At 66.4% G+C, this 25,926-nt stretch carries 24 protein-coding genes; 12 read left to right on the top strand and 12 right to left on the bottom strand.

What is annotated here, in order from left to right:
* Positions 1–66 precede the first annotated feature (66 nt).
* From ACZY0R_RS37690 to ACZY0R_RS37700, 3 genes are read right to left on the bottom strand one after another with little or no spacing between them, the layout of a single operon-like run.
* Positions 67–1,008, bottom strand: a complete 942-nt coding sequence (locus ACZY0R_RS37690; protein ID WP_488865725.1) for an MlaD family protein — start codon at positions 1,006–1,008, stop codon at positions 67–69.
* Positions 1,005–1,880, bottom strand: coding sequence for an ABC transporter ATP-binding protein (locus tag ACZY0R_RS37695; protein ID WP_488865727.1), 876 nt, complete (start codon positions 1,878–1,880; stop codon positions 1,005–1,007). The genes ACZY0R_RS37690 and ACZY0R_RS37695 overlap by 4 nt, the downstream gene beginning before the upstream one ends.
* A complete protein-coding gene (locus ACZY0R_RS37700) occupies positions 1,877–2,998 on the bottom strand; it encodes an MlaE family ABC transporter permease (protein WP_488866403.1) in 1,122 nt (373 codons plus the stop codon). The genes ACZY0R_RS37695 and ACZY0R_RS37700 overlap by 4 nt, the downstream gene beginning before the upstream one ends.
* A 240-nt stretch (positions 2,999–3,238) precedes the next feature.
* Between ACZY0R_RS37700 and ACZY0R_RS37705 the strand changes: the two genes are divergently transcribed.
* The 3 genes from ACZY0R_RS37705 to ACZY0R_RS37715 are packed head-to-tail and all read left to right on the top strand — an operon-like array spanning position 3,239 to position 5,727.
* Positions 3,239–4,105: a biotin--[acetyl-CoA-carboxylase] ligase gene (locus ACZY0R_RS37705; protein WP_488865729.1), complete on the top strand. Its 867-nt coding sequence runs from the start codon at positions 3,239–3,241 to the stop codon at positions 4,103–4,105.
* Positions 4,102–4,953, top strand: coding sequence for a type III pantothenate kinase (locus ACZY0R_RS37710; RefSeq protein WP_488865731.1), 852 nt, complete (start codon positions 4,102–4,104; stop codon positions 4,951–4,953). Before ACZY0R_RS37705 ends, ACZY0R_RS37710 begins: the two co-directional genes overlap by 4 nt.
* A gap of 51 nt (positions 4,954–5,004) precedes the next feature.
* Positions 5,005–5,727 (top strand): SPOR domain-containing protein, encoded by a 723-nt coding sequence (locus tag ACZY0R_RS37715; RefSeq protein WP_488865733.1) that lies wholly within the window; start codon positions 5,005–5,007, stop codon positions 5,725–5,727.
* A 24-nt stretch (positions 5,728–5,751) separates the two neighbouring features.
* On the opposite strand, the gene rfaE2 is transcribed toward ACZY0R_RS37715, so the two are convergent.
* The 6 genes from rfaE2 to ACZY0R_RS37745 form a co-directional block, all read right to left on the bottom strand.
* Entirely contained in the window at positions 5,752–6,246 is a 495-nt protein-coding gene (gene rfaE2, locus ACZY0R_RS37720; protein WP_488865735.1) for a D-glycero-beta-D-manno-heptose 1-phosphate adenylyltransferase, read from the bottom strand.
* 878 nt (positions 6,247–7,124) lie between these two features.
* Positions 7,125–7,988: a ferritin family protein gene (locus ACZY0R_RS37725; protein WP_035859104.1), complete on the bottom strand. Its 864-nt coding sequence runs from the start codon at positions 7,986–7,988 to the stop codon at positions 7,125–7,127.
* Positions 7,989–8,186: 198 nt separating this feature from the next.
* Positions 8,187–9,407, bottom strand: a complete 1,221-nt coding sequence (locus ACZY0R_RS37730) for a patatin-like phospholipase family protein (RefSeq protein WP_488866405.1) — start codon at positions 9,405–9,407, stop codon at positions 8,187–8,189.
* Positions 9,408–9,476: 69 nt separating this feature from the next.
* Positions 9,477–10,355, bottom strand: a complete 879-nt coding sequence (locus tag ACZY0R_RS37735; RefSeq protein WP_488865737.1) for a PhaM family polyhydroxyalkanoate granule multifunctional regulatory protein — start codon at positions 10,353–10,355, stop codon at positions 9,477–9,479.
* Positions 10,356–10,424: 69 nt separating this feature from the next.
* The gene (locus tag ACZY0R_RS37740; protein ID WP_488865739.1) at positions 10,425–11,294 is read right to left on the bottom strand and encodes an enoyl-CoA hydratase/isomerase family protein; all 870 of its coding nucleotides are present in this window, start codon (positions 11,292–11,294) and stop codon (positions 10,425–10,427) included.
* Between the two features lie 166 nt (positions 11,295–11,460).
* Positions 11,461–12,291, bottom strand: coding sequence for a GntR family transcriptional regulator (locus ACZY0R_RS37745; protein WP_082094890.1), 831 nt, complete (start codon positions 12,289–12,291; stop codon positions 11,461–11,463).
* Between the two features lie 176 nt (positions 12,292–12,467).
* On the opposite strand from ACZY0R_RS37745, the gene ACZY0R_RS37750 reads away from it, so the two are divergent.
* Genes ACZY0R_RS37750 through ACZY0R_RS37760 form a run of 3 tightly spaced genes read left to right on the top strand, consistent with a single transcriptional unit; the run spans position 12,468 to position 15,529 of the window.
* Positions 12,468–13,448, top strand: a complete 981-nt coding sequence (locus tag ACZY0R_RS37750) for a Bug family tripartite tricarboxylate transporter substrate binding protein (protein ID WP_488865741.1) — start codon at positions 12,468–12,470, stop codon at positions 13,446–13,448.
* A gap of 12 nt (positions 13,449–13,460) precedes the next feature.
* Positions 13,461–14,276 carry an enoyl-CoA hydratase/isomerase family protein gene (locus ACZY0R_RS37755; RefSeq protein WP_488865743.1) on the top strand — a complete coding sequence of 272 codons (816 nt, stop codon included), beginning with the start codon at positions 13,461–13,463 and terminating at the stop codon, positions 14,274–14,276.
* A 23-nt stretch (positions 14,277–14,299) separates the two neighbouring features.
* Positions 14,300–15,529 (top strand): CaiB/BaiF CoA transferase family protein, encoded by a 1,230-nt coding sequence (locus tag ACZY0R_RS37760; RefSeq protein ID WP_488865745.1) that lies wholly within the window; start codon positions 14,300–14,302, stop codon positions 15,527–15,529.
* Here the strand turns inward: ACZY0R_RS37760 and ACZY0R_RS37765 are convergent.
* Both ACZY0R_RS37765 and ACZY0R_RS37770 read right to left on the bottom strand, forming a co-directional pair.
* Positions 15,526–16,509, bottom strand: a complete 984-nt coding sequence (locus tag ACZY0R_RS37765) for a fumarylacetoacetate hydrolase family protein (RefSeq protein ID WP_488865747.1) — start codon at positions 16,507–16,509, stop codon at positions 15,526–15,528. The genes ACZY0R_RS37760 and ACZY0R_RS37765 overlap by 4 nt on opposite strands.
* 31 nt (positions 16,510–16,540) lie before the next feature.
* A complete protein-coding gene (locus tag ACZY0R_RS37770; RefSeq protein WP_488865749.1) occupies positions 16,541–17,560 on the bottom strand; it encodes a Bug family tripartite tricarboxylate transporter substrate binding protein in 1,020 nt (339 codons plus the stop codon).
* Positions 17,561–17,831: 271 nt separating this feature from the next.
* Here ACZY0R_RS37770 and ACZY0R_RS37775 point away from each other — a divergent pair, with 271 nt between their 5' ends.
* The 4 genes from ACZY0R_RS37775 to ACZY0R_RS37790 all read left to right on the top strand — a co-directional run bounded on the left by ACZY0R_RS37775 (position 17,832) and on the right by ACZY0R_RS37790 (position 21,148).
* Positions 17,832–18,665: an IclR family transcriptional regulator gene (locus ACZY0R_RS37775; RefSeq protein ID WP_045238303.1), complete on the top strand. Its 834-nt coding sequence runs from the start codon at positions 17,832–17,834 to the stop codon at positions 18,663–18,665.
* Positions 18,628–19,719 (top strand): DUF3108 domain-containing protein, encoded by a 1,092-nt coding sequence (locus ACZY0R_RS37780; protein WP_488865751.1) that lies wholly within the window; start codon positions 18,628–18,630, stop codon positions 19,717–19,719. The genes ACZY0R_RS37775 and ACZY0R_RS37780 overlap by 38 nt, the downstream gene beginning before the upstream one ends.
* Before the next feature lie 80 nt (positions 19,720–19,799).
* Positions 19,800–20,642, top strand: a complete 843-nt coding sequence (pcaD, locus tag ACZY0R_RS37785; protein ID WP_488865753.1) for a 3-oxoadipate enol-lactonase — start codon at positions 19,800–19,802, stop codon at positions 20,640–20,642.
* Positions 20,643–20,890: 248 nt separating this feature from the next.
* Positions 20,891–21,148 (top strand): BTH_I0359 family protein, encoded by a 258-nt coding sequence (locus ACZY0R_RS37790; RefSeq protein WP_035859088.1) that lies wholly within the window; start codon positions 20,891–20,893, stop codon positions 21,146–21,148.
* Positions 21,149–21,274: 126 nt separating this feature from the next.
* On the opposite strand, the gene ACZY0R_RS37795 is transcribed toward ACZY0R_RS37790, so the two are convergent.
* Positions 21,275–21,667, bottom strand: a complete 393-nt coding sequence (locus tag ACZY0R_RS37795; protein WP_045238301.1) for a rhodanese-like domain-containing protein — start codon at positions 21,665–21,667, stop codon at positions 21,275–21,277.
* 167 nt (positions 21,668–21,834) lie between these two features.
* On the opposite strand from ACZY0R_RS37795, the gene ACZY0R_RS37800 reads away from it, so the two are divergent.
* Both ACZY0R_RS37800 and metH read left to right on the top strand, forming a co-directional pair.
* A complete protein-coding gene (locus ACZY0R_RS37800) occupies positions 21,835–22,917 on the top strand; it encodes a homocysteine S-methyltransferase family protein (RefSeq protein ID WP_488865756.1) in 1,083 nt (360 codons plus the stop codon).
* A gap of 35 nt (positions 22,918–22,952) precedes the next feature.
* A complete protein-coding gene (gene metH, locus ACZY0R_RS37805; RefSeq protein WP_488865758.1) occupies positions 22,953–25,700 on the top strand; it encodes a methionine synthase in 2,748 nt (915 codons plus the stop codon).
* The last annotated feature ends 226 nt before the right edge of the window (positions 25,701–25,926 follow it).

Raw genomic sequence — 25,926 nt, forward strand, 5'->3', positions numbered from 1 at the left:
TGCGCACCTGGCGGGCCAGGCGCGCGGCGATTGCTTGGGGGCGCGGGATCACGGTTCCTGTTCCGCTCACGGCGCCTGGAAGCCAGGCTCGCCGGGGCCCGGCATGGCGGCCGGGCCGCCGAACAGCACGCTGCGCGGGCTGTCGTTGAACTGGCTGGCGGCGCGGTCGATGCTGCGCATGGTCTGGCGTGTGTCGCGCGCGAGCCCGTTGATCTGCGGCAGCGTTTCCTGGCTGACGCCACCGGCGGCCGACTGGATCGAATCGGCGGCGCCCTGCAGGTCGTGCCCGACGCGGTCAATGGTGCGCAGCACGGTGCCGTCCGGGCGGGCCAGTTCCTGGGTCAGGCGCCGCGTCGAGGCTAGCGTGGCGTTCAGGTGTTCGGTCACCTGCGGCAGCTGGCGCACCGCCGGCGCGAGCGAGCTGGCCAGCTGCGAGTAGTCGTCGGCGGTCTTGCGCACCGAGCGGATCGCGCCCATCAGTTCGCGCCGGTTGTCGGCCTGGAACATGTCATTGAGCGAGCCCATGATTGTTTCGAGCTGGGTCAGCAAGCTGTCGCCGCGCTTTTCCAGCTCTTCGAAGAAGCCGGCCCGCATGGTGATGCGCGCCACCGACTTGGAGGAGGTGGCCAGGTGGGGCGATGGCGTGCCGCCCTCCTGCGCGGTGGTGTCGTCGAGCTGCACATAGCCGATCCCGGTCACGCCCTGGAAGCCGAGCGTGGCATAGGTGGTGCGGGTGATCGGGGTGTCCTGGTTGACGCTGATGCGCACGATGATCTGGCCCGGCACGGCGGGATCGAAGCGGATCGACACCACCTTGCCCACATCCAGCCCGCGGTACTTGACGTCGGCCTGCGGCCCCAGCCCGTTGACGGTGGAACGGGTGATCAGGTCGTAGGGCACGCGCACCGCGTGGTCGCTGCTGAACCAGAAGATCGAGAACAGCACCAGGATGGCGAGGCCGATCGTAAAAACGCCCGCAAGGAAGGCGTTTGACTTGTTTTCCATCATGCTTCTCCAGATTGCGGGCCCGCCGGTGCCACCGCCAGGGCCTGCATGGCGCGTTGCCCGCGCTCGCCCAGGAAATACTCGCGGATGAACGGGTGTTCGATATGCACCAGCTCCGGTATCGGCAGCGCTGCCAGCACCTTGCGGTCCGCCAGCACGGCGACGCGGTCCGACAGCGCCACCAGGGTGTCGAGGTCGTGGGTCACCATCACCACGGTTAGGCACAGCTCGCGGCGCAGTTCGCGGATCAGCGCCACGTAGTCGTCGGAGGCCATCGGATCCAGCCCGGCGGTGGGCTCGTCCAGGAACACCAGTTCGGGCTCCAGGGCCAGCGCGCGGGCCAGCGCCACGCGCTTGATCATGCCGCCGGACAGGTCGGACGGCATCTTGTCGGCGTCGCGGGCGGACAGCCCCACCAACTGCAGCTTGAGCAGCGAAGCCTGGCAGATGAGATCGTCGGGTAGGGTGCGAAGTTCACGCAGCGGCAGCGCGATGTTGTCGATCACCGACAGCGCGGAAAACAGCGCACCGCGCTGGAACTGCAGGCCCCAGCGGTTGCGCAGGGCTTGCAGGCGCGCGGCATCGAGCCGCATCAGGTCCTCGCCGAACACGCGGATGGTGCCTGAGGTGGGCCGGTCCAGCCCGACGATCTGGCGCAGCAGCACGGTCTTGCCGCTGCCCGAGCCGCCGACGATGGACAGCACTTCGCCACGATAGACATCGAGGTTCAGGTGGTCGTGCACGACCGCCTCGCCGAAGCGCTTGACGAGGTCGCGCACTTCGATGACGGTGGTGCGCGCGGTGTCTGGCGCAGTGCCGGGCACTGCGGCCGGGCGGGCCGCTTGCGCCGTCGTGGAAGCGGTGACGGTTGTCATAGTCCGATGTCCTTGAACAGGATGGCGAAGATCGCATCGGCAATGATCACCACGGTGATCGAGGTCACCACCGAGGCGGTGGTGCCTTCGCCCAGGCTGCGCGTATTGGGCTGGATGCGCAAGCCGAAATGGCAGGCGGTGATCGCGATCAGCATGCCGAACACCACGCCCTTGCCCAGCCCCATCCACAGGTTGGCCACCGGCACCGCATCGGGCAGCGCGCGCAGGAAGAAGGCCACGCTGATATCGAGCTGGAATTTGGCCGCCAGCATGCCGCCGGCCAGCGCCAGCACGTCGGTCCACGCCACCAGCAGCGGCATGGCGATGGCCAGCGCGATCACGCGCGGCATGATCAGCCGGAAGCCATGCGAGATGCCCATCACGCGCATGGCGTCGAGCTCCTCGGTGACGCGCATCACGCCGATCTGCGCGGTGATGGCCGAGCCCGAGCGGCCGGCGATCAGGATGGCCGCCAGCACCGGCCCCAACTCGCGGATCACCGCCATGCCCAGGATGTTGACGATGAAGATGCTGGCGCCGAAGGTGCGCAACTGGTTGGCGGACAGGTACGACAGCACGATGCCGATCAGGAAGCCCACCAGCGCGGTAATGCCGAGCGCCTTATAGCCGACGTTGTAGATATTGGCCGAGATCTCGCGCCAGGGGCCGCGATGCGGCGCGCGCGCCAGGCGCAGCAGGTCGAAGGCCAGCTGGCCCAGCATGGTCACGCCGTTGCCGAGCTGCGAGAACATCGACAGCATCGAGGCACCGAACAGTGTCACCGGGTTGAACCGGTCCACGATATGTTTCTTCCAGTTTTCGCGGCGCAGGCCGGCGATGCGTGCGAACACACGCCGCTGGGCCTCGCTGGCCTCGAGCCGCTCGGGCAGCATGCCGCCCCAGGCCTGCCACATCAGTTGCGCGCCGATGTGGTCGAGCCGGCCGAGGCCGGCCAGCGACCAGTGCGAATCCGTGGCAATCGCATGCAAGTCATGGCGCAGGCCACGTGCGTGGTGGCAGTCCGAGAGCGCCAGCGCGGTCCAGTCGCCGCGCAATCGCACTGTCGCCGCTCCGTCCGCGCGCGTCACTTCGATGGCTGGCGTGGTAAGGCTTTCCAAAGGATGGGTGGAAGTGATGGGCAAGTCCCGATTCTATGCCACCCGCAGGGTCAGCGGGCGCCCGGAGCACCTCGGCGGTGGATTCGCGCGGCTACAATGCGGGCTGGATTCCCCGCGCGGCCCCGGCTGCGCGGCCTGTGCCACCGATGCAAGCCGTACCTTTCAGGCTTCTTGCACGCGTTGCGCACGTTGTGCCCTTTGCGCCCTTCGTGCCCTTTGTGCTGTCCACTGCCGATTCGCATGTCCGCTGACCCATCCTTGCCGCCGTCCGCCCCGCCATCCCAGGCCTGGCGCATCGACTCCGACCGCCTGCGCGCCGCGCTCACGGGTGCCGCCAGCGGCTGGACCCTCGACGTCGTCGACGAGACCGGCTCGACCAATGCCGACCTGACGCAGGCCTGCCGCACCGCGCCGTGGACCGAGGCCGGCGCGCTGCGCCTGGCTTACCGCCAGACCGCAGGCCGCGGCCGCCAGGGCCGTCCCTGGCAGGGCCAGGCCGGGCTGACCTTCTCGGTGGCGATGCCATTGCCGCTGGCGCCGTCGCAACTCAGCGGGCTGAGCCTGGCGGTGGGGCTGGCGCTGGCCGAGGCGCTGGCCGACTGCGATGCGCGGCTCGGCGCCGCCTTGGGCCTGAAATGGCCCAACGACCTGCAGATCGACGGACGCAAGCTGGCCGGCATCCTGATCGAGTCGGTGCCGGCAGGGCCGCAGCGCGTCTGGGCGGTGATCGGCATCGGCCTGAACCTGGTACGCGATGCGCAGATGGAAGCCTCGCTCGGGCGCAGCCTGGCCGGCGTGACCGAATACCTGCCGGATTGCGATCCCACCGCCTTGCTGGCCGCTGTGCTGAACCGGCTGGCGACGATGCGCGACGATTTCCTGGCGCAGGGATTCGCGCCGATGGCGGCGCGCTGGTCGGCCCGCGACGCGTATCGCGACCAGCCGGTGCGCCTGCTGCACGACGGCCGCGTGCAGGCCGAAGGCCTGGCGCGCGGCGTGGACGGCGACGGCCACTTGTTGCTGGAAACGCCGATGGGCCTGGAGCGCATTGCCAGCGGCGAAGTCTCGCTACGCCCGGCGGACGAAGGCCCGGGGGCGGGCGCATGAGCGTTTCCTCCGCCGGCATGCCGCGAGTGCCGCAACTGCTGATCGATATCGGCAACACCCGCTTGAAATGGGCCTGGTGCGAAGACGCCTGGTCCGGCGCCGTGTTGCACGAGGCGCCGCTGCCCACGCCGTGGCAGCACGGCGGCGCCGTGGCACACGACGCACTGGCCACGCTGGTGGCGCAATGGGCGTCGCTGCGGACGGCCGGTCCCGCCGGTGCCCAGCCGCAGGTGTGGGTCAGCAACGTAGCCGGCCCGGCCATCGCCGCCAGCCTGCAAGCCACGCTGGACACCGTGTTCGGCTCCGGCGCTGGTGTGAACTGGGTACGCTCGGGCCCGCGCTTCGGCGGCCTAGTCAACGGCTACCGCGATCCCGCCCAGCTCGGCGTCGACCGCTGGATCGGCAGTATCGGCGCGCGGTACTACCGGCCGGAGGGTGCGCTTCTGATCGTCACCGCCGGCACCGCCACCACACTCGACGTGGTGAGCGCGCAGGACCGTTTCGAGGGCGGGCTGATCTTGCCCGGCCTGGACCTGATGCTGGGCGCGCTGGCGCAGAACACCGCGCAATTGCCGGCCCTGGGCGTCGGCGACACCGGGCTGGCCGCACCTTGGGCCGACAACACTCGGGACGCCATTGCCGCCGGTTGCCTGGCGGCGCAGGCTGGTGCGGTGGAGCGCACCTGGCGTGCCCTCGGCGAGCGCGGTCCGGTACGCTGCCTGCTGTCCGGCGGCGCCCGCCATGTGCTGGCGAACGCCCTCTCGATGCCTTTCGAGATGCACGATAATCTCGTGCTGCTCGGCCTGCATGTGATGGCCTCGCAGAGCCGGGCGGGTACCCCGGACTGATCTGCGCCGGCCATTGTTCTCCAAGCCTCTCGTTACCCCTGCATCGCCCCCATGCTCCAACGAAGCCTGTTAATCCTGCTGGTCCTGGTCAATGCGCTGCTGCTGGCAGCCGTGCTGGGCGCGTTCGGCCCACAGCCCCTGGCTGGCTGGATGGAAAGCGCGCGCGAACCCGGACGCGCCGCCCAGCAGACCCGCGCGGAACGATTCCGCCAGATGGCGCGGGAGGACCGGGCAATCCCGGCGTCCGCGCCGGCGCTTCAGCCTGCCGCGCATGCGGCGGAGGGGGGCAGCGCCGCGCGTGCCGCCGCGTCCACCATGGCCTGCGTGGAGATCGGTGGCTTCAACGGCGACCTGGTGCGGCGCGTGGCCGATGAACTGGCCGGCGCACCGGCCGGTGCCTGGCGGGTGGAGCAGTTCGAGCGGCAGGAGCAAGCGCGCTGGTGGGTTCACCTGCCGCCGCAGTCCACGCGCGAGAACCTGCAGCGCAAGCTCGGTGAGTTGCGCCGGCGCAACATCACCGATGTGTCGGTGGTCAGCGCGGGGACGCCCGAAACCTATACGGTGTCGCTGGGCCTGTTCCAGGAGCGCGAGCATGCCGAGCATTTCCTGGACAACCTGCGCGAGCATGGCGTGCGTACCGCGGTGCTGAGCGACACGCCGCATCCGCTCACGCGCCAGTGGCTGCGCGTGCGCAATGCCGACGCGGCGCTGCGTACGCGGCTTGACGAGATGCGCCGGCGCTACGGCGTGCAGGACATGCTCAGCTGCGCCTGATGCGCCGCTGGCGGCACTGGCGGATTACTGCCCCTGGCGAACCTTGGACAGCAGCTTGGTAGTGGAACGGTCGTGCAGGAAGGCGATGGCATGGGCTTGCCCGCCCCAGCTGCGCACCAGCCGCGTTTCTTCCAGCGTATCGATGTCGTAGTCGCCGCCCTTGACGTAGATGTCCGGGCGCACCAACCGGATCAACTCGACCGGCGTTTGCTCGCGGAACATCACCACCAGGTCCACGGATGCCAGCGCGGCGATCAGCGCCATGCGGTCCGACTCGTGATTGAGGGGGCGGTCGTCGCCTTTGCCGAGCATGCGGACGGAGGCGTCGCTGTTGACGCCGACTACCAGGCTGGCGCCGAGGGCTTTGGCTTGCGCGAGGTAGGTGGCGTGGCCGCGGTGGAGGATGTCGAAGACGCCGTTGGTGAAGACGAGCGGGCGTGGGAGGGCGGCTAGCTTTTCGATCAGGTCGTTGGGGGTGTCGGGGGTGACTAGCTTGGATTCGAAGGCGGGGGTGGACATAGTGGGGATGGGGGTGGCTGTTCTCGGGTAAGTCAAAAGCTTAACTTCAAAGTCAACGTCAAAGGCTTAAAGTCAAAGGCGGTTTCACCACCCCTGCTGGGCGGCGGCCTACTTTTTTGTCTTGCCAAAAAAGTAGGCAAAAAAGGCGCGCCGGATGGGGCGACCCCCTCCTCGTCGGCAGGCAAAAAGAGCGGCCGGGGGCCAAACTCACATCGCCTTAAGGCGATGCTCAAACATGGCCCCCTCTTTTCCGCTCTTTTCACCTGCCGACGAGGACGCCCCATACGGCCTGGTACACCTACACGGCTCGCTTCGCATCGCGGGGCTGTGTTTGCCGCCCCTCGGGCGGTAAACACGGCTACACCGAATCGTCGATCTGGCGATATCGCGCATCGTCGAAATCTCTCGGCTCTTCAGACGCCAAACTCCTGTCTCCCGTCCCCTGCTTTTATGCACTAGCTGCCACTTGCGATCCGCTGGTTTGCTCACCCCAGCGACAGGGGAAGACTGTCGCAGGAGCGAGCCGGCAAACCAACGATTGGTAGCCGTGTGGAGCGCCCTGGGGGCGGGCCACACCGGTACGCGATGCGAAGCGAGCCGTGAAGGTGTACCAGGCCGGATCCCGAGGGGGTGTCGCCCCATCCGGCGCGCCTTCTTTGCCTACTTTCTGGGTGGGCAAGACAAGAAAGTAGGTCGCCTCCCCGCAGGGGAGGTGAAACTGCTTTTGACTTTAGGCTTTTGAAGTTGAAGTTAAGCAGTTAAACCAATCGCCCAACGCCCAGCACCAGCACACCAACCTCTCAACCCCCAAAAAAACAAAACCCCATCAACCGATGGGGCCCGTTCCGCCGAAGGCAGCTCAAATAACCAAACCTGAATCAAGCCTGCGCCGGCTGCGCACCCCCAGCCGCCTGCAACTTCGCATTCAACTCCTTCCGATACCGGTTCAGATCCTGCACCGTCTCAAACGTGCGCTCGAACAACAGCGACATATTGTGCAGAATCCGCTCGATCACCTTCTTCTCCCAGCCTTCGTCAAAGCGGATCTGCTCGTCGAGCCAGTGCTCGAGCCAGTCCGGATCCGGCAGGCGCGATTGCACGGTGTCGTTGGGGAACAGCGCCTTGTTGACGTGCAGGTTGGTCGGGTGCAGCGGCTTTTCGGTGCGGCGGGCCGAGGCCATCAGCACGCCGATCTTGGCGAAGGCCGAGCGGGCGCTGTCGCCGAACTGGTTCAGGTATTTCTTCATGTAGCGCAGGTAGGCGCCACCGTGGCGGGCTTCGTCCTGCGACAGGGTACGGTAGATCTGCTTGATGACCGGCTCGGTGTGCCATTCGGCGGCACGGCGGTACCAGTGGTTCAGGCGGATCTCGCCGCAGAAATGCAGCATCAGGGTTTCCAGCGGCGGGGCCGGGTCGAACTCGAAGCGCACGGCGTGCAGTTCTTCCTCGGTCGGCACCAGGTCCGGGCGGAAGCGGCGCAGGTATTCCATCAACACCAGCGAATGCTTCTGCTCTTCAAAGAACCAGATGCTCATGAATGCCGAAAAGTCGGAATCGTGGCGGTTGTCGCGCAGGAACATCTCGGTGGCGGGCAGGGCCGACCATTCCGTGATGGCATTCATGCGGATCGTCTTGGCCTGGTCGTCCGTGAGCAGGCTCGGGTCGAAGGAATCCCAGGGGATGTCCTTGTCCATGTGCCAACGTACCGCTTCCAGCGATTTGAACAGTTCGGGGTAGAGCATGGTAAGCCTTTGAAATTACGGGCAGATTCTACCAGATGCGAATTATTCCCAATGCTCTTTTCATGCGGAAACGATGGGAGCGGATGCGGCTGGATCTGCGCGGTACTTAATTTATGGGCGAATATCGCTTGTTCCACCGATTTTCCTTGCGCGACAAGGAGTGGTATGCGGCACTTGCGGCTGGGCCGCGCCTATAGGTCAGGCCATCGCGCGGGCAGGTGGTTCATGACCCAGTGTAGCCGGGCGCGCGGACGTTGAGCCCATCTCGTTGCCATGATCGGGCGGGATGATGTCATAGAGGAAGGCGGCCAGTTCGTCTTGTTGCGCCAGGGCATCTTGCTCGCCTAGGGTGATCAGGGCCTGGGTGAACTCAGGTTCGAACAGTAGGTAGCTGGCAAAGGCCGCGCCACGCGCTTCGGTGCCGCCCAGCGGGGTCAGCAAGGCGCGTACGGTGCGCGGCAGCTGTTTTACATGTGTGGCAGCGATGGCTTCGATGGGTTCGCTGGGCGAAATCGTCATCACTTGCACCGGGCGCCAGCCCTCCCTGTCGTTGGCGATTTCCGGCATGCGCGAGAGCAGGTTGTTGATGTGCTGCAGCCGTTCCAGGTCCGCGGACAGGCCGTCGAGGAAGATGCTCGCCAGGGCTTGGCCGCCCACCTGCGCCAGCGACGGGTAGCCGCCGGCGGGTACGGTGTCGAACCAGCCCGGGCGCTGGCGCGAAGCGGCGCCGATGGCCAGGATGCGCGAGGCGCCCAGGTGGATGGCCGGCGACAGGGGCGACATCTGGCGCATGGTGCCATCGCCGAACCACTCATGATGCCCGTCCAGCTCCAGCGGCAGCGCGGGGAACAGGAAGGGAATGGACGAGGACGCCAGCAGGTGGTCCACGCCGATCTTCGCTTCCACGGCCAGTCGCTGGCTGCGGCGCCACGGATGGATGCGGCGGTGCGACTGGTAGAAGGTGACGTGGCGGCCGGTGCTGTAGGACAGCGCCGTCACGGCCAAGGCCTGGAGGTCGCCGGCGTCCAGGCTCGCCTGTACCCGCTCGGGGTCGAACAGCTCGGAGAGCAGGCCGCCGAGCGGTGCGTTGTCGAACAGCGCCCGCGGCGCGCGCCGGGTGACCCAGCCGAAAGCCAGCGCGGAGAGCCAGCGGGCACCCGATGCGCCTACGCCGACCACGCCGGTCCGGTAGACGTCCTCAGCATGGATGCCGCTCCATAGCGCGGCCAGGCTGTGGGCCGCCGCGCGGAAATTGGCGGCGTTGATCGCCATGCCTGCGCCGTTGACGGCGCCGGCCGACGTGCCGCAGATGATATCGAAGGGGATGCGGCCGCGATCCAGGCCGTGACGGGCGGCGATGCGGGCGAGGCCTTGCAGCACGCCGGCCTGGTAGGCGGCGCGGGCGCCGCCGCCCATCATGATCAGCGCGGTGGTCTTCACCAAGGGTGTCGGCTCGATCGGTGGATCACGGCCAGCTCCGGCACGGGTTCAGTGCTCGCCGGGCGCATCCGGCTTGTCCCCGGATGCGGGGGCGCCGGCCGTGCCATTCACCGGCGCGGACTTGGCCGCCGCGGGCTTCTTGCCGGCCGGACGCTTGGCCGCGGCCTTGCCTGCGGTTTTGACTGCTGGCTTGGCGGCGGATTTGGTGCCGGGTTTGCTGGCCGCCTTGGCAGGTTTTGCCGTCTTGCCCGCACTGGCCGGCGGCTTGCTCGCGGGCTTGGCGGCAGATCCGGGCTGCGCATCCGCCCCGGGCATGCCAAAGCCGCCGAGATTGCCGAACGGCGTCAGGCTGGCGGTCGCGGCGCTGCTGGCGATCTGGTTGAACTGTTGCTGCAGCACATCCCACCACAGACTGGCATCGGGTGGGGGCGCGCTGCCCTGGCCGGAGGCGGCGGCCGGCTGTTCCGCCTGGCCGGCTGCGGACGCTTCGGGGACGTCGGGGCCGTTGTCTTCCTCGTCCTCGTTTTCCTCGACCGTGGGCTCGGGCCAGACGCGCCTTGCCGCGACGGGTTCCGCCTTGTGCTGGAACGGCGTGGCGCTCGGCGAGTTGGCGGTGCGCGCGACGTTTTCCATGGCATTTTGCATGGCCTCGGGCGAAAGCGCGGTGCCGATGGTCTGCAGCGCCACCAGCGTGGCGCGCTGGACCTCCAGGCCCTGGATGGTGGTGCGCAGCAAATTGGTGTTGAGCTGCAGCCAGCCTTCCACGGCCTTGAGGTCGTGGATGCGCTTGTCGACTTCCTCCAGGTTCATCGGCGGGGTCATGGCCTGCAGGCCCGGCATCAGCCCGCCGGGCATGCCGGCGGCGCTGCCCCACATCTTGCGGAGGAACTCGAAGCCGTTGGTGAAATCTGGGATCTGGCCGAACATCGTTTCGTCTCCGGGGGTCGGCAGCCGGCGGTGCCGGCTGCGGGGTCGAACTACATTAGTCGAATTGCATCAATCGAACTTCGGCGGCCGCTTCTGCCGCAGGCTCGCCACGCCTTCCTGTACATCGGGGCCGGCAAAGCCCATGAATTCAAGCGCCAGTGAGCTGTCGAACGCCGGGCCCGCCATGCGCAGCCAGTTGTTGAGCGCGTACTTGGTCCAGCGGATCGCCGTTTGCGACCCGGCGGCCAGCCGGCGCGCCACGTCGAAGGCGCGCTCGACCAGTTCATCCTCGTCCACGGTCAGCGACACCAGCCCGATGCGCTCGGCTTCTTCGCCGCTCACCGACTCGCACAGCATCAGATAGTACTTTGCCTTGGCCATCCCGCACAGCAGGGGCCACACGATCGCGGCATGGTCGCCTGCCGCCACGCCCAGCCGCGTATGGCCGTCGACGATGCGCGCGGTCCTGGCCGCGATCGAGATATCGGCCAGCAGCCCGGCCACCAGCCCGGCGCCGACTGCCGGGCCGTGCATGGCCGAGACGATCGGCTTGTCGCAATTGATGACGTTGTAGACCAGGTCCCGTGCTTCGTGCCACACCCGCGTGCGGGTGGCGAAATCGTTGGCCATGTCTTCCACCAGGGACAAGTCGCCGCCGGCGGAGAAGCCCTTGCCCTCGCCGCGGATCAGCGCCACGCGCACCTCGGGGTCGGCCGAGACGTCGCGCCAGATTTCCGCCAGTTCGCGGTGCATGTTGGCGTCGGCGGTGGCCAGCTTGCGGTTGGCGGACTGGTCCGCGCCCATCACGATTTCCAGGATGGGGCCATGCCTGCGCAGGGTCAGCGCGCGGTAGCGGTCGTAGCGCGGCGACAACGGCGCGGCGTCGGGCTGGGACAGCGGTGAGGATTGCGGAGCATCTTGTGGAGGGATTGCGGTCATGGGGGGAGCGATGGCGGTGGCCATTCCATAGTGGATCATGGTGGGACCGGGCCGCGCATTGCAGCCCGGGGGCGCCACCGGAGCCTGCGCTGCGGCGGCGCATAGTCGACGGCAATTAGTCAACCGGTCGGTCGGTCAATTATAAGCACTCCCCATCCTGTCGCTGTTAATCGCCGGAAGTTTCTCTCGCGCGCGCTTCATTCACCGCAAAGTCCCGCTTTTCGAGCACGTGCTGGCGCAATAGCGCTTCGGTTTTCGCACCGTCCCGGGCCAGCAGTGCCGCAACAAAATCCTCGTGGTCCGAGGTGGCGGCGGACCACTCCTCGAGCGCGACATTCGATTTGTAGCGAAGGTTCTGCACCCGCATATTGAGCCTGCGGTAGGTCTCGGTCAGTGCGGGATTGTGCGCAGCCGCGTTGATCGCCACGTGCGTACCCATGCTCGCTTCGAAGTACCGCTTGATGTCTCGCGCGGCATACGCGTCGAGCATCGCGCGATGCAGCTGCGCGATCTGTTGCAGCTCCGCGTCCGTGGCCCGCTCGGCGGCCTGGCGTCCTGCCAGCCCTTCCATCACGGCCAGCACGTCGAACAGGTTGCCGACGTCCTCCGCCGACAGCGCGATGACCTGCGCGCCGCGTTTCGGCAGCAGCATCACGAGCCCGTCCGAGGCGAGCAGGCGATAGGCCTCGCGCAGCGGCGTGCGCGAAACGCGCAACCGTTCACACAGGTCGCGCTCGTTCAGCCAGACGCCGGGGACCAGGGTGCCATCCGTGATCAGTTGCCGCAGGCGTTCGGCCACTACGGCGCCAAGCGTCGGGTGGTCGATGGCCAGGGGATCGTCGGCGGCGCCAAAGGCTGGCGCCGTCGGGCCGGTCCGCCTGCCCCGCTCGCCGCCGCTTCGGGCGACGGGAAGACGTGGCGCCTCGGCTTTGGCGGGCTTCGTGGCCAGCGCCTCCGCCGCATCGTCGGACGAAAAATCGTCTTGTGGGTAAACCATGAGCAAATCTTCCTTCGTCCAATTTCTTGTTTGGAGTATGGTATACCAAATCGTTTCGGCGGCTGTGCCGGGAGGGCGGGAGGCGAGGCCGCTCACGGATAACGTTGCCGTGCGGACGATGATAAGGCCCCCGTCCCTTTGGAAAAAGGGCGGCATAAAACCAATACGGAGACATCATGAGGCACCTGCTTTCTGCAACGGCCCTTTCGTTGACCGCGCTGTTGGTGGCTGCGGCCCCGGTCCACGCCGACGAATGGCCCACGCGTCCGATCAAGCTTGTCGTGGGGTTTGTGCCGGGCGGGGGCACCGACGTCGTCGCGCGCCTCATCGCCGGCAAGATGTCCGAGAGCTTGAAACAGACAGTGGTTGTGGAGAATCGCGCCGGTGCCTCGGGAACCATCGGGGCGGACTATGTCGCCAAGTCGGCGCCCGATGGATACACGCTGCTGATGGGGCACTCGATCGCCAACGTGATCGCGCCGAATGTGCTTCCCAAGGTCAACTATGACCCGGCCCGGGACTTCACGGCCGTTCGCTACATCGGGTATGTGCCGAACGTGCTCGTGGTGAACCCGGTCCGCGTGCCGGTCAACACCGTCCCCGAACTGGTCGCCAGGGCAAAGACAGAACCGGGGAAGCTGACTTATGCCTCGTCCGGCATCGGCAGCACGCAGCATCTCGCCGGCGTCCTGTTTGAGCACATCACCGGCACCAGCATGGTTCACGTTCCCTACAAGGGCAGTGGCCAGGCGGTAGCCGACCTCCTTGCGGGCAATGTCGACATGAACTTCGACACCATGCCGAGCGTGCTGGAGCACATCCGCGCCGGCAAGCTGCGCGCGTTGGCGATTTCCACGCCGGAGCGCATATCCGGCCTGCCGAATGTGCCGACGTTTGCCGAGGTGGGCATCCGCGGTTTTGACGTGACCAACTGGTATGCGGTGATGGCGCCCAAGGGCATGGCGCCGGACGTGTTGAAAAAGCTCGACGAGGCCGTCGCCAGCGCCATGACCCAGCCCGATACCCGTGCCAGGCTTGCCGCCCAGGGCGTCCAGTTCGGCGGCCCCGATACCCCCGCGGCGTTTGGCAGGTTCGTCAACGTGGAGATCGGCAAATACGCGCGCATGACCAAGGAACTCAAGGTTCGCGCTGAATAAGGAGAAGGACCGATGACCCAGGATTCCAGTACGGACATCAAGGATCCCGACGCAGCGCCGCTGCTGGTCGGGCGCGATGGCGCGATTGCCACGGTGGTGCTGAACCGGCCCGCAAAGCTGAATGCCTTTACCTTGCAGATGTGGCAGCAGCTCGGCGACGCATTTCGCCGGCTTTCCGATGACACGTCGGTGCGCTGCGTGCTGATCCGGGGTGCCGGGGAGCGGGCGTTCTCGCCCGGCAACGATATCTCCGAGTTTGCCGTGGCACGGTCGAACAAGGCGCAGGCCATCGCATATGGGAAGGTCATGCACGACACCGCGCAGGCGATCCTGGACTGTCCGCATCCCGTCGTCGCGCAAATCCACGGCATCTGTGTCGGCGGCGGGCTGGAAGTCGCCGCCATGGCCGATATCCGCATCTGCGGGCGGGGCAGCCGCTTTGGGGCGCCGATCAAGAATCTCGGCCTGGTCATGGCCTATCAGGAGATGGCGCCGCTGATCCGGCTTGTTGGCGAGTCGCGCACCCTGGAGATACTGCTTGAGGGACGCATCTTCGGCGCGGACGAAGCGCACGGCATGGGACTGGTCAGCCGGGTGGTTCCCGATGACCAGGTCGCGGTGGAAGCCCGGGCCACGGCCGGGCGCATCGCCTCCGGGGCGCCACTGGTGGCGCGCTGGCACAAGAAGTTCGCACGCAAGCTGGTTGCCGGCGACACGCTCACCGCACGAGATCTCGACGAGGGTTTCGACTGCTTCGATACCGAGGATTTTCAAACCGGATTCAAGGCGTTCCTCGCCAAGGAAACGCCGCGCTTCTCGGGGCATTGATAGCTTTCATTCAAGGATCTGAGATGTCAGAAACCAATTCCCGTCCCGCACCTGGCGCGCTTGTCGGCATGCGCGTGCTTGAGCTTGCGCAGATCATGGCTGGCCCCACCTGCGGCATGATGCTCGCCGACCTCGGCGCCGATGTCGTGAAGATCGAGAAGGTCGACGGCGGCGACGATGCGCGCGGCTATCGGGATCCCCAGATCAACGGCGTGTCCGCGCCGTTCCTGATGCTGAACCGGAACAAGCGCGCCATCGCGCTGGACCTCAAGAAGCCGGAAGGCCGCGAAGTGTTCCTTCGCATGGTCCGCGAGGCGGACGTGGTGATCGAGAATTTCCGCAAGGGAACGCTGGAGAAGCTCGGGCTCGGCTACGACGTGCTCTCGGAGATCAATCCCGGTCTGGTCTATTGCGCCATCTCGGGTTACGGCCGCTCCGGCCCCGCGGCCGACAAGGGCGGATTCGATCTGATAGCTCAGGGATTCACCGGGCTGATGAGCATCACCGGCGAGGAGGGCGGGCCGCCGCTGCGTACAGGCAACTCGATCGCCGACATCAACGCAGGGATTCTCGCGGCATTCGGTATCCTCGCCGCCTATCAGCACAAGCAAAAGACGGGCAGGGGCCAGATTGTGGAGACCTCGCTGATCGAGGCGGGCCTCCAGCAACTCTATTGGCATGCCGCCATCCATTTCGCGACGGGAGAGTCCCCTGGCCCGAGCGGATCGGCGCACATCCTCATCGCTCCGTACCAGGCGTTCCCCACGCAGGACGGCCATATCATCATTGGCGGCGCCAACGAAAAGAACTGGGAGCGGATTGCGCAAGTGCTCGGCCGTCCGGAGTGGCTGGAGGATCCGCGCTATCGCCTCAATTCCGACCGCATGGGAAATCGCGACACCCTGTTGCCGGCGATCGCAGGGATCCTGAAGACGCAGTCGTCAGCGCATTGGCTGGCCGCGTTCGACAAGGCGGGGGTTCCGGCGGGGCCCGTCCACTCGGTGGGCGAAGCCCTGAGTCACCCGCAAACGCTCGCGCGCGGCATGGTGGTTGAGCAGCAGCACCCCGAGGCGGGCCCGGTCAAGACCATCGGGCTGCCCGTGAAGCTGTCCGAGACGCCGGCGCAATACCTGCGGCCGTCGCCCCGGCTGGGGGAGGATACGCGAGCGCTCCTTGCCGAATGTGGCTATGGGGAGCGGGACATCGATGCCATGCTCGCGCAGGGCATCGTCAAGGAGCCGGCAGAGGCTTAGCGCGGGGCCGACACCAGCTGGTCGATGGCGCCGAACACCGAACGGCCCTGCGCGTCGAACATCTCGATCTTGACCGCGTCGCCGTACTTCATGAAGCCGGTGACCGGCTGGCCGCCATCGATGATCTCCAGCATGCGCTTCTCGACGATGCAGCAGTAGCCCTTGCTGCGGTCGACGTTGGAGATGGTGCCGGAGCCTACGATGCTGCCCGCGCGCACATTGCGCGTCTTGCAGATATGGGCGATGAGCTGGCCGAAATCGAACACCATGTCGGTGCCGCAGTCGGGCGCGCCCACTTTCTTGCTGTTCCAGTGCACGGTCATCGGCAGGTGCACGCGGCGTTCGCGCCAGGCTTCGCCCAGCTCGTCGGGCGTGACCGCCACCGGCGAGAACGCCGTGGCCGGCTTGCTCTGGAAGAAGCCAAAGCCCTTGCCCAGCTCGGCCGGGATCAGGTTGCGCAACGACACGTCGTTGGCCAGCATGATGAGGCGGATGGCGTCGGCGGCCTGCTCGGGCTTGGCACCCATCTTCACGTCGCCGGTGATGACGGCGATCTCGGCTTCGAAGTCGATGCCGAAGGCTTCGCTGGCACACACGATATCGTCGTGCGGGCCGATCATGTCGTCGGAGCCGCCCTGGTACATCAGCGGGTCGGTCCAGAACTCGGGCGGCATCTCGGCGCCGCGCGCGCGGCGCACAAGCTCCACGTGGTTCACGTACGCCGAGCCGTCGGCCCACTGGTAGGCGCGCGGCAGCGGCGCCATGCAGGCCCTGGGGTCGAAGGCGAAGGGATGGCGCGCGCGTCCCGCGTTCAGGGCGTCGTAGACGTCCTGCAACTGCGGCGCGTAGAAGTTCCAGTCGTCCAGCGCGGTCTGCAGCTTGCCGGCGACATCGTTGACGTAGTGGGCGGTCTTCAGGTCGCGCGAGACGACCACGAGCTGGCCGTCGCGCGAGCCGTCCTTGAGGGTGGCGAGTTTCATGTATGCAATGCGTTAGGAAAAAAGCGGCCCGCTAGTCTACCGTGATGCCCTTGGCCTTGATCAGTTTGCCCCAGCGCTCGGCTTCGGCATGGGCGTACTGGGCGAATTCCTCGGGTGTGCTGGATACCGGCTCCACGCCGATGCCTTCGAAGCGCTTCTGCACGTCGGCGCTCTTGAGCGCCTTCACCAGTTCGGCGTTCAGGCGCGTCACTACCGGCTTGGGCGTGCCGGCCGGCACCACCACGCCTTGCCAGGCATAGGCCTCGAAGCCGGGTACGCCGGCCTCGGCCACCGTCGGCACCGTGGGCAGCGCAGTCAGGCGCTTGGGCGTGGCCACGCCAAGGGCGCGCACCTTGCCAGCTGCGACGTTCTGCTGGCCGGACGCCAGGTCGAGAAACATCAGTTCCACCTGGCCGGCGAGCAGATCCTGCACCGCCGGGGCAGCGCCCTTGTACGGCACGTGCGTCATCTTTGTCCTGGTCTGGTCCATGAACAGCTCCATGGCCAGGTGGTGCGGACTGCCGGCGCCGGGCGAGGCGAAATTGACCTTGCCGGGATTCTTCTGCACATACTCGATCGCTTCCTTCAATGTACGTGCCGGGAAGTTCGGCGTGGCGACCAGGATCAGCGGGAAGCGCGCCACCATGCTCACATGCACGAAATCCTTGTCGGCGTTGTAGGGCAGCTTCTTGTACAGCGAAGGATTGGCCGCCAGCGTGGCGGTATCGGCCGTCAGCAGCGTGTAGCCGTCGGGCTTGCTGTGTGCCACGGCGTCGGCGCCGACGATGGTGGCCGCGCCCGGCCGGTTGTCGATCACCACCTGCTGGCCGAGTGCCGGCGTGATGGCCTGGCCTAGCGTGCGCGCTACCACGTCGGTGCCGCCGCCGGCCGGGTAGGGCACCACCCAGCGGATCGGCTGGCTGGGCCAGTTGTCCGCTGCGCGGGCGGGCAACACGGTGGCTCCCAGCGCCAGCGTGGCAAGCAGCGGTGCCGCGCAGGCGCGCCAGGCTTGCCGCGCGGGCAGCAGGGAGAAGGGGAAAAGGCGGGTCATCGTTGTCTCCTGTAGAAGTCGGCTGCGCCGCGCCATGTGCGTTGCATGGCGGCTGCCGCGCCGGGATTGGCCGGTGCGGTTGTCATGGCATCAGCGCCCGGCCTGTATAGCGGTGTTCAAAGTGCGTTCAAAGTCTACCGATGGTTTAAAAATTGGTAAATCGATTTCGCTATAGTAAATTTAGGTCCCAACCTGCGTGATCGTCTCGCCCGTATTATTCCGGGATGTGATTCGTGCATGGCTTATTCACCATTTTTCCGCAAGTTGCCGCATGACCGAACTCGAAGAAGACGATTCCAAATTGCGTTCCGGCATCCAGTCGATCGAGGTTGGCTTCAAGTTGCTGCAGGCGCTGGCCGCGTCGCCGCGCGCCATGATGCTGCGCGACCTGGCCGCCGCCGCCGACATGAATCCGGCCAAGGCGCACCGCTACCTGGTCAGTTTCCAGCGGCTGGGCATGGTGGCGCAGGACCCGGTGGGCGGACGCTACGACCTGGGTCCGTTCGCGCTGCAGCTTGGCCTCGCGGGACTGAACCGGCTGGATCCGGTCAAGAAGGCCCGCCCGATCCTGTCGCAGTTGCGCGACGAGATGGATCAGACCATCGGCATCGCCGTGTGGGGCAACCACGGCCCGACCATCGTGCATTGGGAGGAGTCGAGCCACCCGGTTACGGTAAGCCTGCGCCTGGGCGATGTCATGCCCATGCTCAACTCCGCCACCGGCCGCCTGTATGGCGCTTATCTGCCGAAACAACAAACGCGGCCGCTGGTCGAACGGGAACTGGCCGAGCGCGGCCATGACGATATTCCGGGCCTGCCGCGCTCGCTGGCCGACTACGACGCGGTCTGCGAGGACGTGCGGGCGCATGGCGCGGCGCGCATCAAAGGTGGCGTGCTGCCGGGCATCAATGCATTCTCGATGCCGGTGTTCGACGCCAACGGCCATGTCGCGATGGCTTTGATCGTGCTCGGCGCGCAGAGCGTATTCGATGCAGAATGGGGTGGTACGGTCGATCGTCACGTACGCGACATCGCCCGGCAGATTTCTTCGGAGCTTGGTTATCTTGGTGGCAGCCCGACGAACGGGCCGAACGGCCTTTCCTGACAAGCCCGCCCGGCGCCGCGTGCGCTGGGCGGTCGCGCTTGCGCTCGTGCTGGCGGTGCACCTGTTGGTGGTGCTGGGCCTGATGCAGCTTCCCGGCCCACGGGGCGACCCGACCGCCATGCCGGCGATCGAAGCCATCCTGCTGCTGCCGCCGCCTGCGCCACCGGCCGTGAAAGCGCCGCCGCGTCCTGCGAAGCGCCCCGTCGCGCCGCGGCCGGAGGCAACGCCCGAACCCGCCCCGGCCGAATCGCTCCCGGAATCCACCCCTGAAACGCCTGCCACCGCGGAGGCGCCGCCGCTGCTGACTGCGCCAGGCTCCGGCCCCGCCATGGCGAGCGCCGGCGGCCAGGCCGGGCAGGGTGCCGCATCCGCGCCCGCGGCTGCGGACGCGGGCTTGCCGGCGGACGGCGTTCGCTATTCGCCGCCGCCGTCCAGGCTGCTGCACTACTCCAGCTTCGTCAACGGCGTACAGAATCCGGATGGCCTCATCCGCTGGCAGCAGGACGGCGGACGCTATCTGCTTGCGGTGGAAACACGGGTGCTGTGGTTCCGTTTCAACTTCCACAGCAGCGGCGCACTCAGTGAGCGCGGCCTGGCGCCGGAGCGCTATGAGGAGAACCGCCGCAACCGCAGCGAGGCGGCCCGCTTCGACCGCGCCGCCGGCGCCCTGGTCTTCGAGGGGCGCGACAAGCAGGTGCCCTTGCCTGCCGCGGGCCAGGACCGCTTCAGCGTATTCCTGCAACTGGTCGGGCTGGTCCGCGGCAATCCGCAGCGCTACGCCACGCCCGGCGTCACCGAAACCTTCGAGGTGGCGGATACGCGTGACCTGGAGCCGATGCAGGTGCAGTATGTGGGAGAGGAGGACGTCGACACCGGTCACGGCGCGGTACACGCCAAGCATTTCATGCGCCTGCCGCGGCATGCGGGCGATCGCCGGCGGGTGGAGGTGTGGCTGGCGCAGTCGCTGCAGTGGATGCCGGTGAAGCTGCGCCAGACGGAGCCCGACGGCACCCAGATCGAACTCGTCTACCGCGACAGCGAAGCGCTGCGCTGAGTCGTCAATGATTCGTCAAGCGGTGGCGCGTCGGTTGCCGCCGCGGTTCACCGCGTTTGCTCAACTTCCGGAGACCTGCCATGAGCGCCACCCAGCCACCGTCCGAGGCCCGCCGCGTCAGCGTGGGCGATATCAGCCTCCAGGTTCGCATCGACGGGGGCGATGGCCCGTGGGTGATCCTGGCGCACGCGCTGGGTGCCAACCATACCTTGTGGGACGCCACCGCACGCCACCTGGCGCCACGCTATCGCGTGCTGCGCTACGACCTGCGCGGGCATGGCCAGAGCGATGCGCCGATCGGCGCATATTCGATGATCCGCATGGCCGACGACGTGGCCGCCCTGATGGATGCGCTGGCGGTGCCGGAGGCGCATTTCGTCGGTGTCTCGGTAGGCGGCATGATCGGGCAGACGATGGCTGTGCGGTATCCGGAGCGGTTGCTGTCGCTTACGCTGGTCGATACCGTCAACCGTACCCCGCTGGATGCCCACCCGATGTGGCATGACCGCATCGGCCACGTGGAGGCGCACGGCATGGCGGGCGTGGCCGACAGCACGCTGGAGCGCTGGCTGAGCGCGCCGTACCGGTCCGCGCATCCGGAGGAGGTGCAGCGCGTGCGCGAAATGATCTTGTCCACGCCCGTGCACGGCTATGTGGGATCGGGGCAGGCCATCATGGCATTCGACTTGGCCGGGGCGATCGCACGCATTCATTGCCCCACATTGGTGGTGGTCGGCGAGGAGGATCAGGGCGCTCCTCCGGAGATGGCGCGCGAGATTGCTGCCACCATCCCCGGCGCCCGCCTGGAAGTGTTGCCCCGGGCGGCGCACCTTGCCCATCTCGAACAAGCCGAGCGTTTTCACGCAGTGCTCGACGCTTTTCTTGGCAATGCGGCTTGCGGGGCACAGTGCGAGGCGCCCTGATGCGATATCCGGTAATTTCCAGCAATATCTTTCGAACATAACTCAAGAACTTGCTGACAGCGCCGTTGCCCAATGTAGTGAGGGAACGCTTAATTCCTGCGGTTCGCCGAAGCAAGAATCTTGAAAACACGGCAAACACCCTCAGCTTGGAGATTGGAGGTGAAATCGCGGAGGGCAACCGGCCACTGTGCCGGTAGTCGGAAGAATCAATGGCCCGCCGCTTACCCATGACAGCCAGGAGGTATGCCATGCAAATGATCTACAACAGCGACAATTACTGCATTGTCGAGTTTGGTGCGGATGTCGAGCATGCGCCTCTTGCCTCTGGCGGCTATGAAATCGTCGACAAGAACCTGAAACGCGAGATATTCCTCGGCGGCCAGATGGCCGAGAGCTTTCGCGCGGACGTGCAACGTCTGATCGAGAGCGAGCCGTCGGTGGAAGAGGTGGATGATTTCCTTGGCAAGTTCGACACCGTGATGGTTCAGCCGCTGGTGATGCACTAGGCTTGCGGCTGCCTCTGCCGGTGCTTCGCGCTGGGGCGGCCGGCGAGTGGAACGGAAGCGAGAAGCCCGCGCATTGCGCGGGCTTCTCGTTTTCAAGGCGCCGGTCCCCGGCGTCTTCAGTATTTCTCAGTATTGTTCCCAGGGCAGGCCAGCGTGGCGCCAGCCGTTGAGCGTATTGCGATGGCGTTCGGCGTCCAGGTCGCCCTCGAAGCCGTGCAGGACGTTGCAGACCGTGGTGAACCCCGCGCCCTCCAGCGCTCTCGCGGCCGCTGTCGAGCGGTTGCCGCTGCGGCAGATCAGCAGCACCGGGCGGGCCGACGCCTGCCCCGCCAGTTTCTTCACCGACTGCACAAAATGCGGATTCACCTCCCAGTCCGGGCCATCGTTCCAGGGCACGTTATGCGCGCCTTTGGGGTGTCCCACGAAGAGGTATTCCATCTCGCTGCGGCAATCGATGAAAAGCGCATCGGGCGATTCCCTGAGCAGGGTTTGCGCGTCGCCGGGACTAAGGTGTTGCATGGGCAAGGCTTCTCGGTGATGGGAAGGTTCCCCAGTGTAGGCCCGGGCGGTGCCATGCGGCAACCTGCGAGCGCCTTCGCGCGCACTGGCCGGCCGCGTCCGTTATTCCGCAAACCATTGATGCAACTGATAAAATCGAACTCTTTTCCCTTGCTGTCGAGCCCCACATGAGCGCCGCCCCACGTTCCGCCTCGCTTCCTCCCGCTCACCCCTATACCCGGGCGGCCAACCTGCCGGCCCTGCTGCGCGAGCGCATCCTGATCCTGGACGGTGCCATGGGCACCATGATCCAGCGCTACAAGCTGACTGAGGCGGACTACCGCGGCGAACGCTTCGCCGGGCACCATGTCGACGTCAAGGGCAACAACGAACTGCTGTTGCTGAGCCGCCCGCAGGTCATCAGCGAGATCCACGAGCAGTACCTGGCCGCCGGCGCCGACCTGATCGAGACCAACACCTTCGGTGCCACGGCCGTCGCGCAGGAAGACTACAAGATGGCGGACCTGGCGTACGAGATGAACGTCGTCGCCGCCAGGCTGGCGCGCGAAGCCTGCGACAAGTTCAGCACGCCGGACAAGCCGCGCTTCGTGGCCGGCGCCTTCGGCCCCACGCCCAAGACCGCCAGCATCTCGCCGGACGTCAACGACCCGGGCGCGCGCAACGTGACCTTCGAGGAGCTGCGCCATTCGTACTATGAGCAGGGCAAGGGTTTGCTGGAAGGCGGCGCAGACGTGTTCCTGGTGGAAACCATCTTCGACACGCTCAACGCCAAGGCCGCGCTGTTCGCCATCGACCAGTTGTTCGAGGACACTGGCGAGCGCCTGCCCGTGATGATCTCCGGCACCGTGACCGATGCCTCCGGCCGCATTCTCTCGGGCCAGACCGTCGAAGCGTTCTGGAACAGCCTGCGCCACGCCCGCCCGATCACCTTCGGCCTGAACTGCGCGCTGGGCGCCACGCTGATGCGCCCGTACATTGCCGAACTGGCCAAGATCTGCGACGCAGCCGTGTCGTGCTACCCCAACGCCGGCCTGCCCAACCCGATGAGCGATACCGGCTTCGACGAAACCCCGGAGGTCACGTCGTCGCTGGTGGAAGAGTTCGCCGCGTCCGGCCTGGTCAACCTGGTGGGCGGCTGCTGCGGCACCACGCCGGAGCACATCGCCGCCATCGCGCGGAGCGTGGCCAGCAAGAAGCCGCGCGCCTGGCCCGGCCAGTACCGCGACGGCGACGACCGCGCCGCCGCCTGAACATGCATCGCGAGCCCACAGAACAAGATCAAGCCATGACCAACGATACCCTGCCGCCGCGCCCGATGCGCCTGTCCGGCCTCGAGCCTTTCACCATCGATGAAGACACGCTCTTCGTCAACGTCGGCGAGCGCACCAACGTCACCGGCTCCAAGGCCTTCGCCCGCATGATCCTCAACGGCCAGTTCGACGAGGCGCTGGTGGTGGCCCGCCAGCAGGTCGAGAACGGCGCGCAGATCATCGATATCAACATGGACGAGGCCATGCTGGACTCGAAGGCCGCCATGGTGAGGTTCCTCAACCTGATCGCCTCCGAGCCCGATATCGCGCGCGTGCCCATCATGCTGGACTCGTCAAAGTGGGAAGTGATCGAGGCCGGCCTGCAATGCGTGCAGGGCAAGCCCGTGGTGAACTCGATCTCGCTCAAGGAGGGGGAGGAGCAGTTCCGCCATCACGCCGAGCTGATCCGCCGCTATGGCGCCGCTTCCGTGGTGATGGCCTTCGACGAGCAGGGCCAGGCCGATACCTTTGCCCGCAAGACAGAGATCTGCAAGCGCAGCTACGACATCCTGGTCAACGAAGTCGGCTTCCCGCCGGAAGACATCATCTTCGACCCGAACATCTTCGCGGTGGCGACCGGCATCGAGGAGCACAACAATTACGCGGTGGACTTCATCGAGGCCACCGCCTGGATCAAGCAGAACCTGCCGTACGCCAAGGTCAGCGGCGGCGTGTCCAACGTGTCGTTCTCCTTCCGCGGCAACGATGCCGTGCGCGAGGCCATCCACACCGTGTTCCTGTACCACGCCATCAAGGCGGGCATGGACATGGGCATCGTCAACGCCGGCCAGCTCGGCGTGTACGACCAGCTCGACCCCGAACTGCGCGAGCGCGTGGAAGACGTGGTGCTCAATCGCCGCGAGGACAGCACCGACCGCCTGCTTGAAATCGCAGACCGTTTCAAGGGCGGTGGCGCCAAGAAGGAAGAGAACTTGCTGTGGCGCGGCACGCCGGAACACCCGGTCCCCGTCGGCGACCGCCTGTCGCATGCGCTGGTGCACGGCATCACCACCTTCATCGTGGAAGACACCGAGGAAGTGCGCCAGCAGGTGGAAGCGCGCGGCGGCCGCCCGATCGAGGTGATCGAAGGCCCGCTGATGGACGGCATGAACATCGTGGGCGACCTGTTCGGCGCCGGCAAGATGTTCCTGCCGCAGGTGGTCAAGAGCGCCCGCGTGATGAAGCAGGCCGTGGCCCACCTGCTGCCCTACATCGAAGAAGAAAAGCGCCTGCTGGCCGAGGCTGGCGGCGACGTCAAGGCGCGCGGCAAGATCGTGATCGCCACGGTCAAGGGCGACGTGCATGACATCGGCAAGAACATCGTCTCGGTGGTGCTCCAGTGCAATAACTTCGAAGTGGTCAACATGGGCGTGATGGTCCCGTGCAACGAGATCCTGGCGCGCGCCAAGGTCGAAGGCGCGGATATCGTCGGGCTATCCGGGCTGATCACGCCGTCGCTGGAGGAAATGGCCTATGTCGCCTCCGAGATGCAGCGCGACGACTACTTCCGCATCAAGAAGATCCCGCTGCTGATCGGCGGCGCCACCACCTCGCGCGTGCACACCGCGGTCAAGATCGCGCCGCACTACGAAGGCCCGGTGGTCTACGTGCCGGACGCCTCGCGCTCGGTCAGCGTGGCGTCGAGCCTGCTGTCGGACGAGGGCGCGACCAGGTACCTGGCCGAGCTGAAGTCCGACTATGAGCGCATCCGCCACCAGCACGCCAACAAAAAGGCCACGCCGATGGTGACGCTGTCGCAGGCGCGTGCCAACAAGACGCCGGTCGACTGGAGCACCTACGTGCCGCCCCGGCCGAAATTCATCGGCCGCCGCATCTTCCGCAACTACGACCTGGCCGAGCTGGCCAACTACATCGACTGGGCGCCGTTCTTCCAGACTTGGGATCTGGCCGGCAAATTCCCCGACATCCTCAATGACGAGATCGTCGGCGAATCCGCCCGCCGCGTGTTCTCGGACGGCAAGGCGATGCTGGCACGCCTGATCCAGGGCCGTTGGCTGACAGCCAACGGCGTGCTGGCCCTGCTGCCGGCCAACACCGTCAACGACGACGATATCGAGATCTACACCGACGAGACCCGCAGCCAGGTCGCGCTGACCTGGCACAACCTGCGCCAGCAGAGCGAGCGTCCGGTGATCGACGGCGTGATGCGGCCCAACCGCTGCCTCGCCGATTTCGTCGCGCCCAAGGACAGCGGCGTCGCCGATTACATTGGCGTGTTCGCCGTCACCGCTGGCATCGGCGTGGACAAGAAGGAAGCGCAGTTCGAGGCCGACCACGACGACTACAGCGCGATCATGCTTAAGTCGCTGGCTGACCGCCTGGCCGAGGCCTTTGCCGAATGCCTGCACGAACGCGTGCGCAAGGATCTGTGGGGCTACGACGCCGGCGAGGTGCTGACCAACGAGCAACTGATCGCCGAAAGCTATCGCGGCATCCGTCCGGCCCCTGGCTATCCGGCCTGCCCGGAGCACACCGTCAAGGGCCCGATGTTCGACTATCTCAATACGGCCGAGATCGGCATGGGCATCACCGACTCGCTGGCGATGACGCCTGCGGCCTCGGTGAGCGGCTTCTACCTGGCGCATCCGGAGTCCACGTACTTCTCCGTGGGCAAGATCGGAAAGGACCAGCTCGACGACATGGTGGCGCGCCGTGGCGAAGAACGCAGCGTGCTGGAGCGCGCGCTCGCGCCTAACCTGTAACCGCATGCGTGCGGCGGCGGCGGCGTTTTGTGCCGCTGCGCCGCCGCAAGCCATTGGGCAAGCAGGGAAAAGCTTCTCCGGGCCTGCCGATGTGACTTTGCAAGTTCTTCACCACTCCTTACAAGGCATTACATCTCCTAACAGACCGCACGGCTCCGCATCCCTAGACTGAGGGCTCACATCAAGTGAACACCGCAGCGAATGTTTCGCGGCGGTGCAAACTGCC

The sequence above is a fragment of the Cupriavidus sp. F041 genome (assembly GCF_057814235.1).

Excerpts from the sequence above, each read along its gene's own strand:
- ACZY0R_RS37690 (WP_488865725.1), bottom strand. The coding sequence starts at position 1,008 with ATGATGGAAAACAAGTCAAACGCCTTCCTTGCGGGCGTTTTTACGATC.
- ACZY0R_RS37695 (WP_488865727.1), bottom strand. The coding sequence starts at position 1,880 with ATGACAACCGTCACCGCTTCCACGACGGCGCAAGCGGCCCGCCCGGCC.
- ACZY0R_RS37705 (WP_488865729.1), top strand. The coding sequence starts at position 3,239 with ATGTCCGCTGACCCATCCTTGCCGCCGTCCGCCCCGCCATCCCAGGCC.
- ACZY0R_RS37710 (WP_488865731.1), top strand. The coding sequence starts at position 4,102 with ATGAGCGTTTCCTCCGCCGGCATGCCGCGAGTGCCGCAACTGCTGATC.
- ACZY0R_RS37715 (WP_488865733.1), top strand. The coding sequence starts at position 5,005 with ATGCTCCAACGAAGCCTGTTAATCCTGCTGGTCCTGGTCAATGCGCTG.
- rfaE2 (WP_488865735.1), bottom strand. The coding sequence starts at position 6,246 with ATGTCCACCCCCGCCTTCGAATCCAAGCTAGTCACCCCCGACACCCCC.
- ACZY0R_RS37725 (WP_035859104.1), bottom strand. The coding sequence starts at position 7,988 with ATGCTCTACCCCGAACTGTTCAAATCGCTGGAAGCGGTACGTTGGCAC.
- ACZY0R_RS37730 (WP_488866405.1), bottom strand. The coding sequence starts at position 9,407 with ATGATGGGCGGCGGCGCCCGCGCCGCCTACCAGGCCGGCGTGCTGCAA.
- ACZY0R_RS37735 (WP_488865737.1), bottom strand. The coding sequence starts at position 10,355 with ATGTTCGGCCAGATCCCAGATTTCACCAACGGCTTCGAGTTCCTCCGC.
- ACZY0R_RS37740 (WP_488865739.1), bottom strand. The coding sequence starts at position 11,294 with ATGACCGCAATCCCTCCACAAGATGCTCCGCAATCCTCACCGCTGTCC.
- ACZY0R_RS37745 (WP_082094890.1), bottom strand. The coding sequence starts at position 12,291 with ATGGTTTACCCACAAGACGATTTTTCGTCCGACGATGCGGCGGAGGCG.
- ACZY0R_RS37750 (WP_488865741.1), top strand. The coding sequence starts at position 12,468 with ATGAGGCACCTGCTTTCTGCAACGGCCCTTTCGTTGACCGCGCTGTTG.
- ACZY0R_RS37755 (WP_488865743.1), top strand. The coding sequence starts at position 13,461 with ATGACCCAGGATTCCAGTACGGACATCAAGGATCCCGACGCAGCGCCG.
- ACZY0R_RS37760 (WP_488865745.1), top strand. The coding sequence starts at position 14,300 with ATGTCAGAAACCAATTCCCGTCCCGCACCTGGCGCGCTTGTCGGCATG.
- ACZY0R_RS37765 (WP_488865747.1), bottom strand. The coding sequence starts at position 16,509 with ATGAAACTCGCCACCCTCAAGGACGGCTCGCGCGACGGCCAGCTCGTG.
- ACZY0R_RS37770 (WP_488865749.1), bottom strand. The coding sequence starts at position 17,560 with ATGACCCGCCTTTTCCCCTTCTCCCTGCTGCCCGCGCGGCAAGCCTGG.
- ACZY0R_RS37775 (WP_045238303.1), top strand. The coding sequence starts at position 17,832 with ATGACCGAACTCGAAGAAGACGATTCCAAATTGCGTTCCGGCATCCAG.
- pcaD (WP_488865753.1), top strand. The coding sequence starts at position 19,800 with ATGAGCGCCACCCAGCCACCGTCCGAGGCCCGCCGCGTCAGCGTGGGC.
- ACZY0R_RS37790 (WP_035859088.1), top strand. The coding sequence starts at position 20,891 with ATGCAAATGATCTACAACAGCGACAATTACTGCATTGTCGAGTTTGGT.
- ACZY0R_RS37795 (WP_045238301.1), bottom strand. The coding sequence starts at position 21,667 with ATGCAACACCTTAGTCCCGGCGACGCGCAAACCCTGCTCAGGGAATCG.
- ACZY0R_RS37800 (WP_488865756.1), top strand. The coding sequence starts at position 21,835 with ATGAGCGCCGCCCCACGTTCCGCCTCGCTTCCTCCCGCTCACCCCTAT.
- metH (WP_488865758.1), top strand. The coding sequence starts at position 22,953 with ATGACCAACGATACCCTGCCGCCGCGCCCGATGCGCCTGTCCGGCCTC.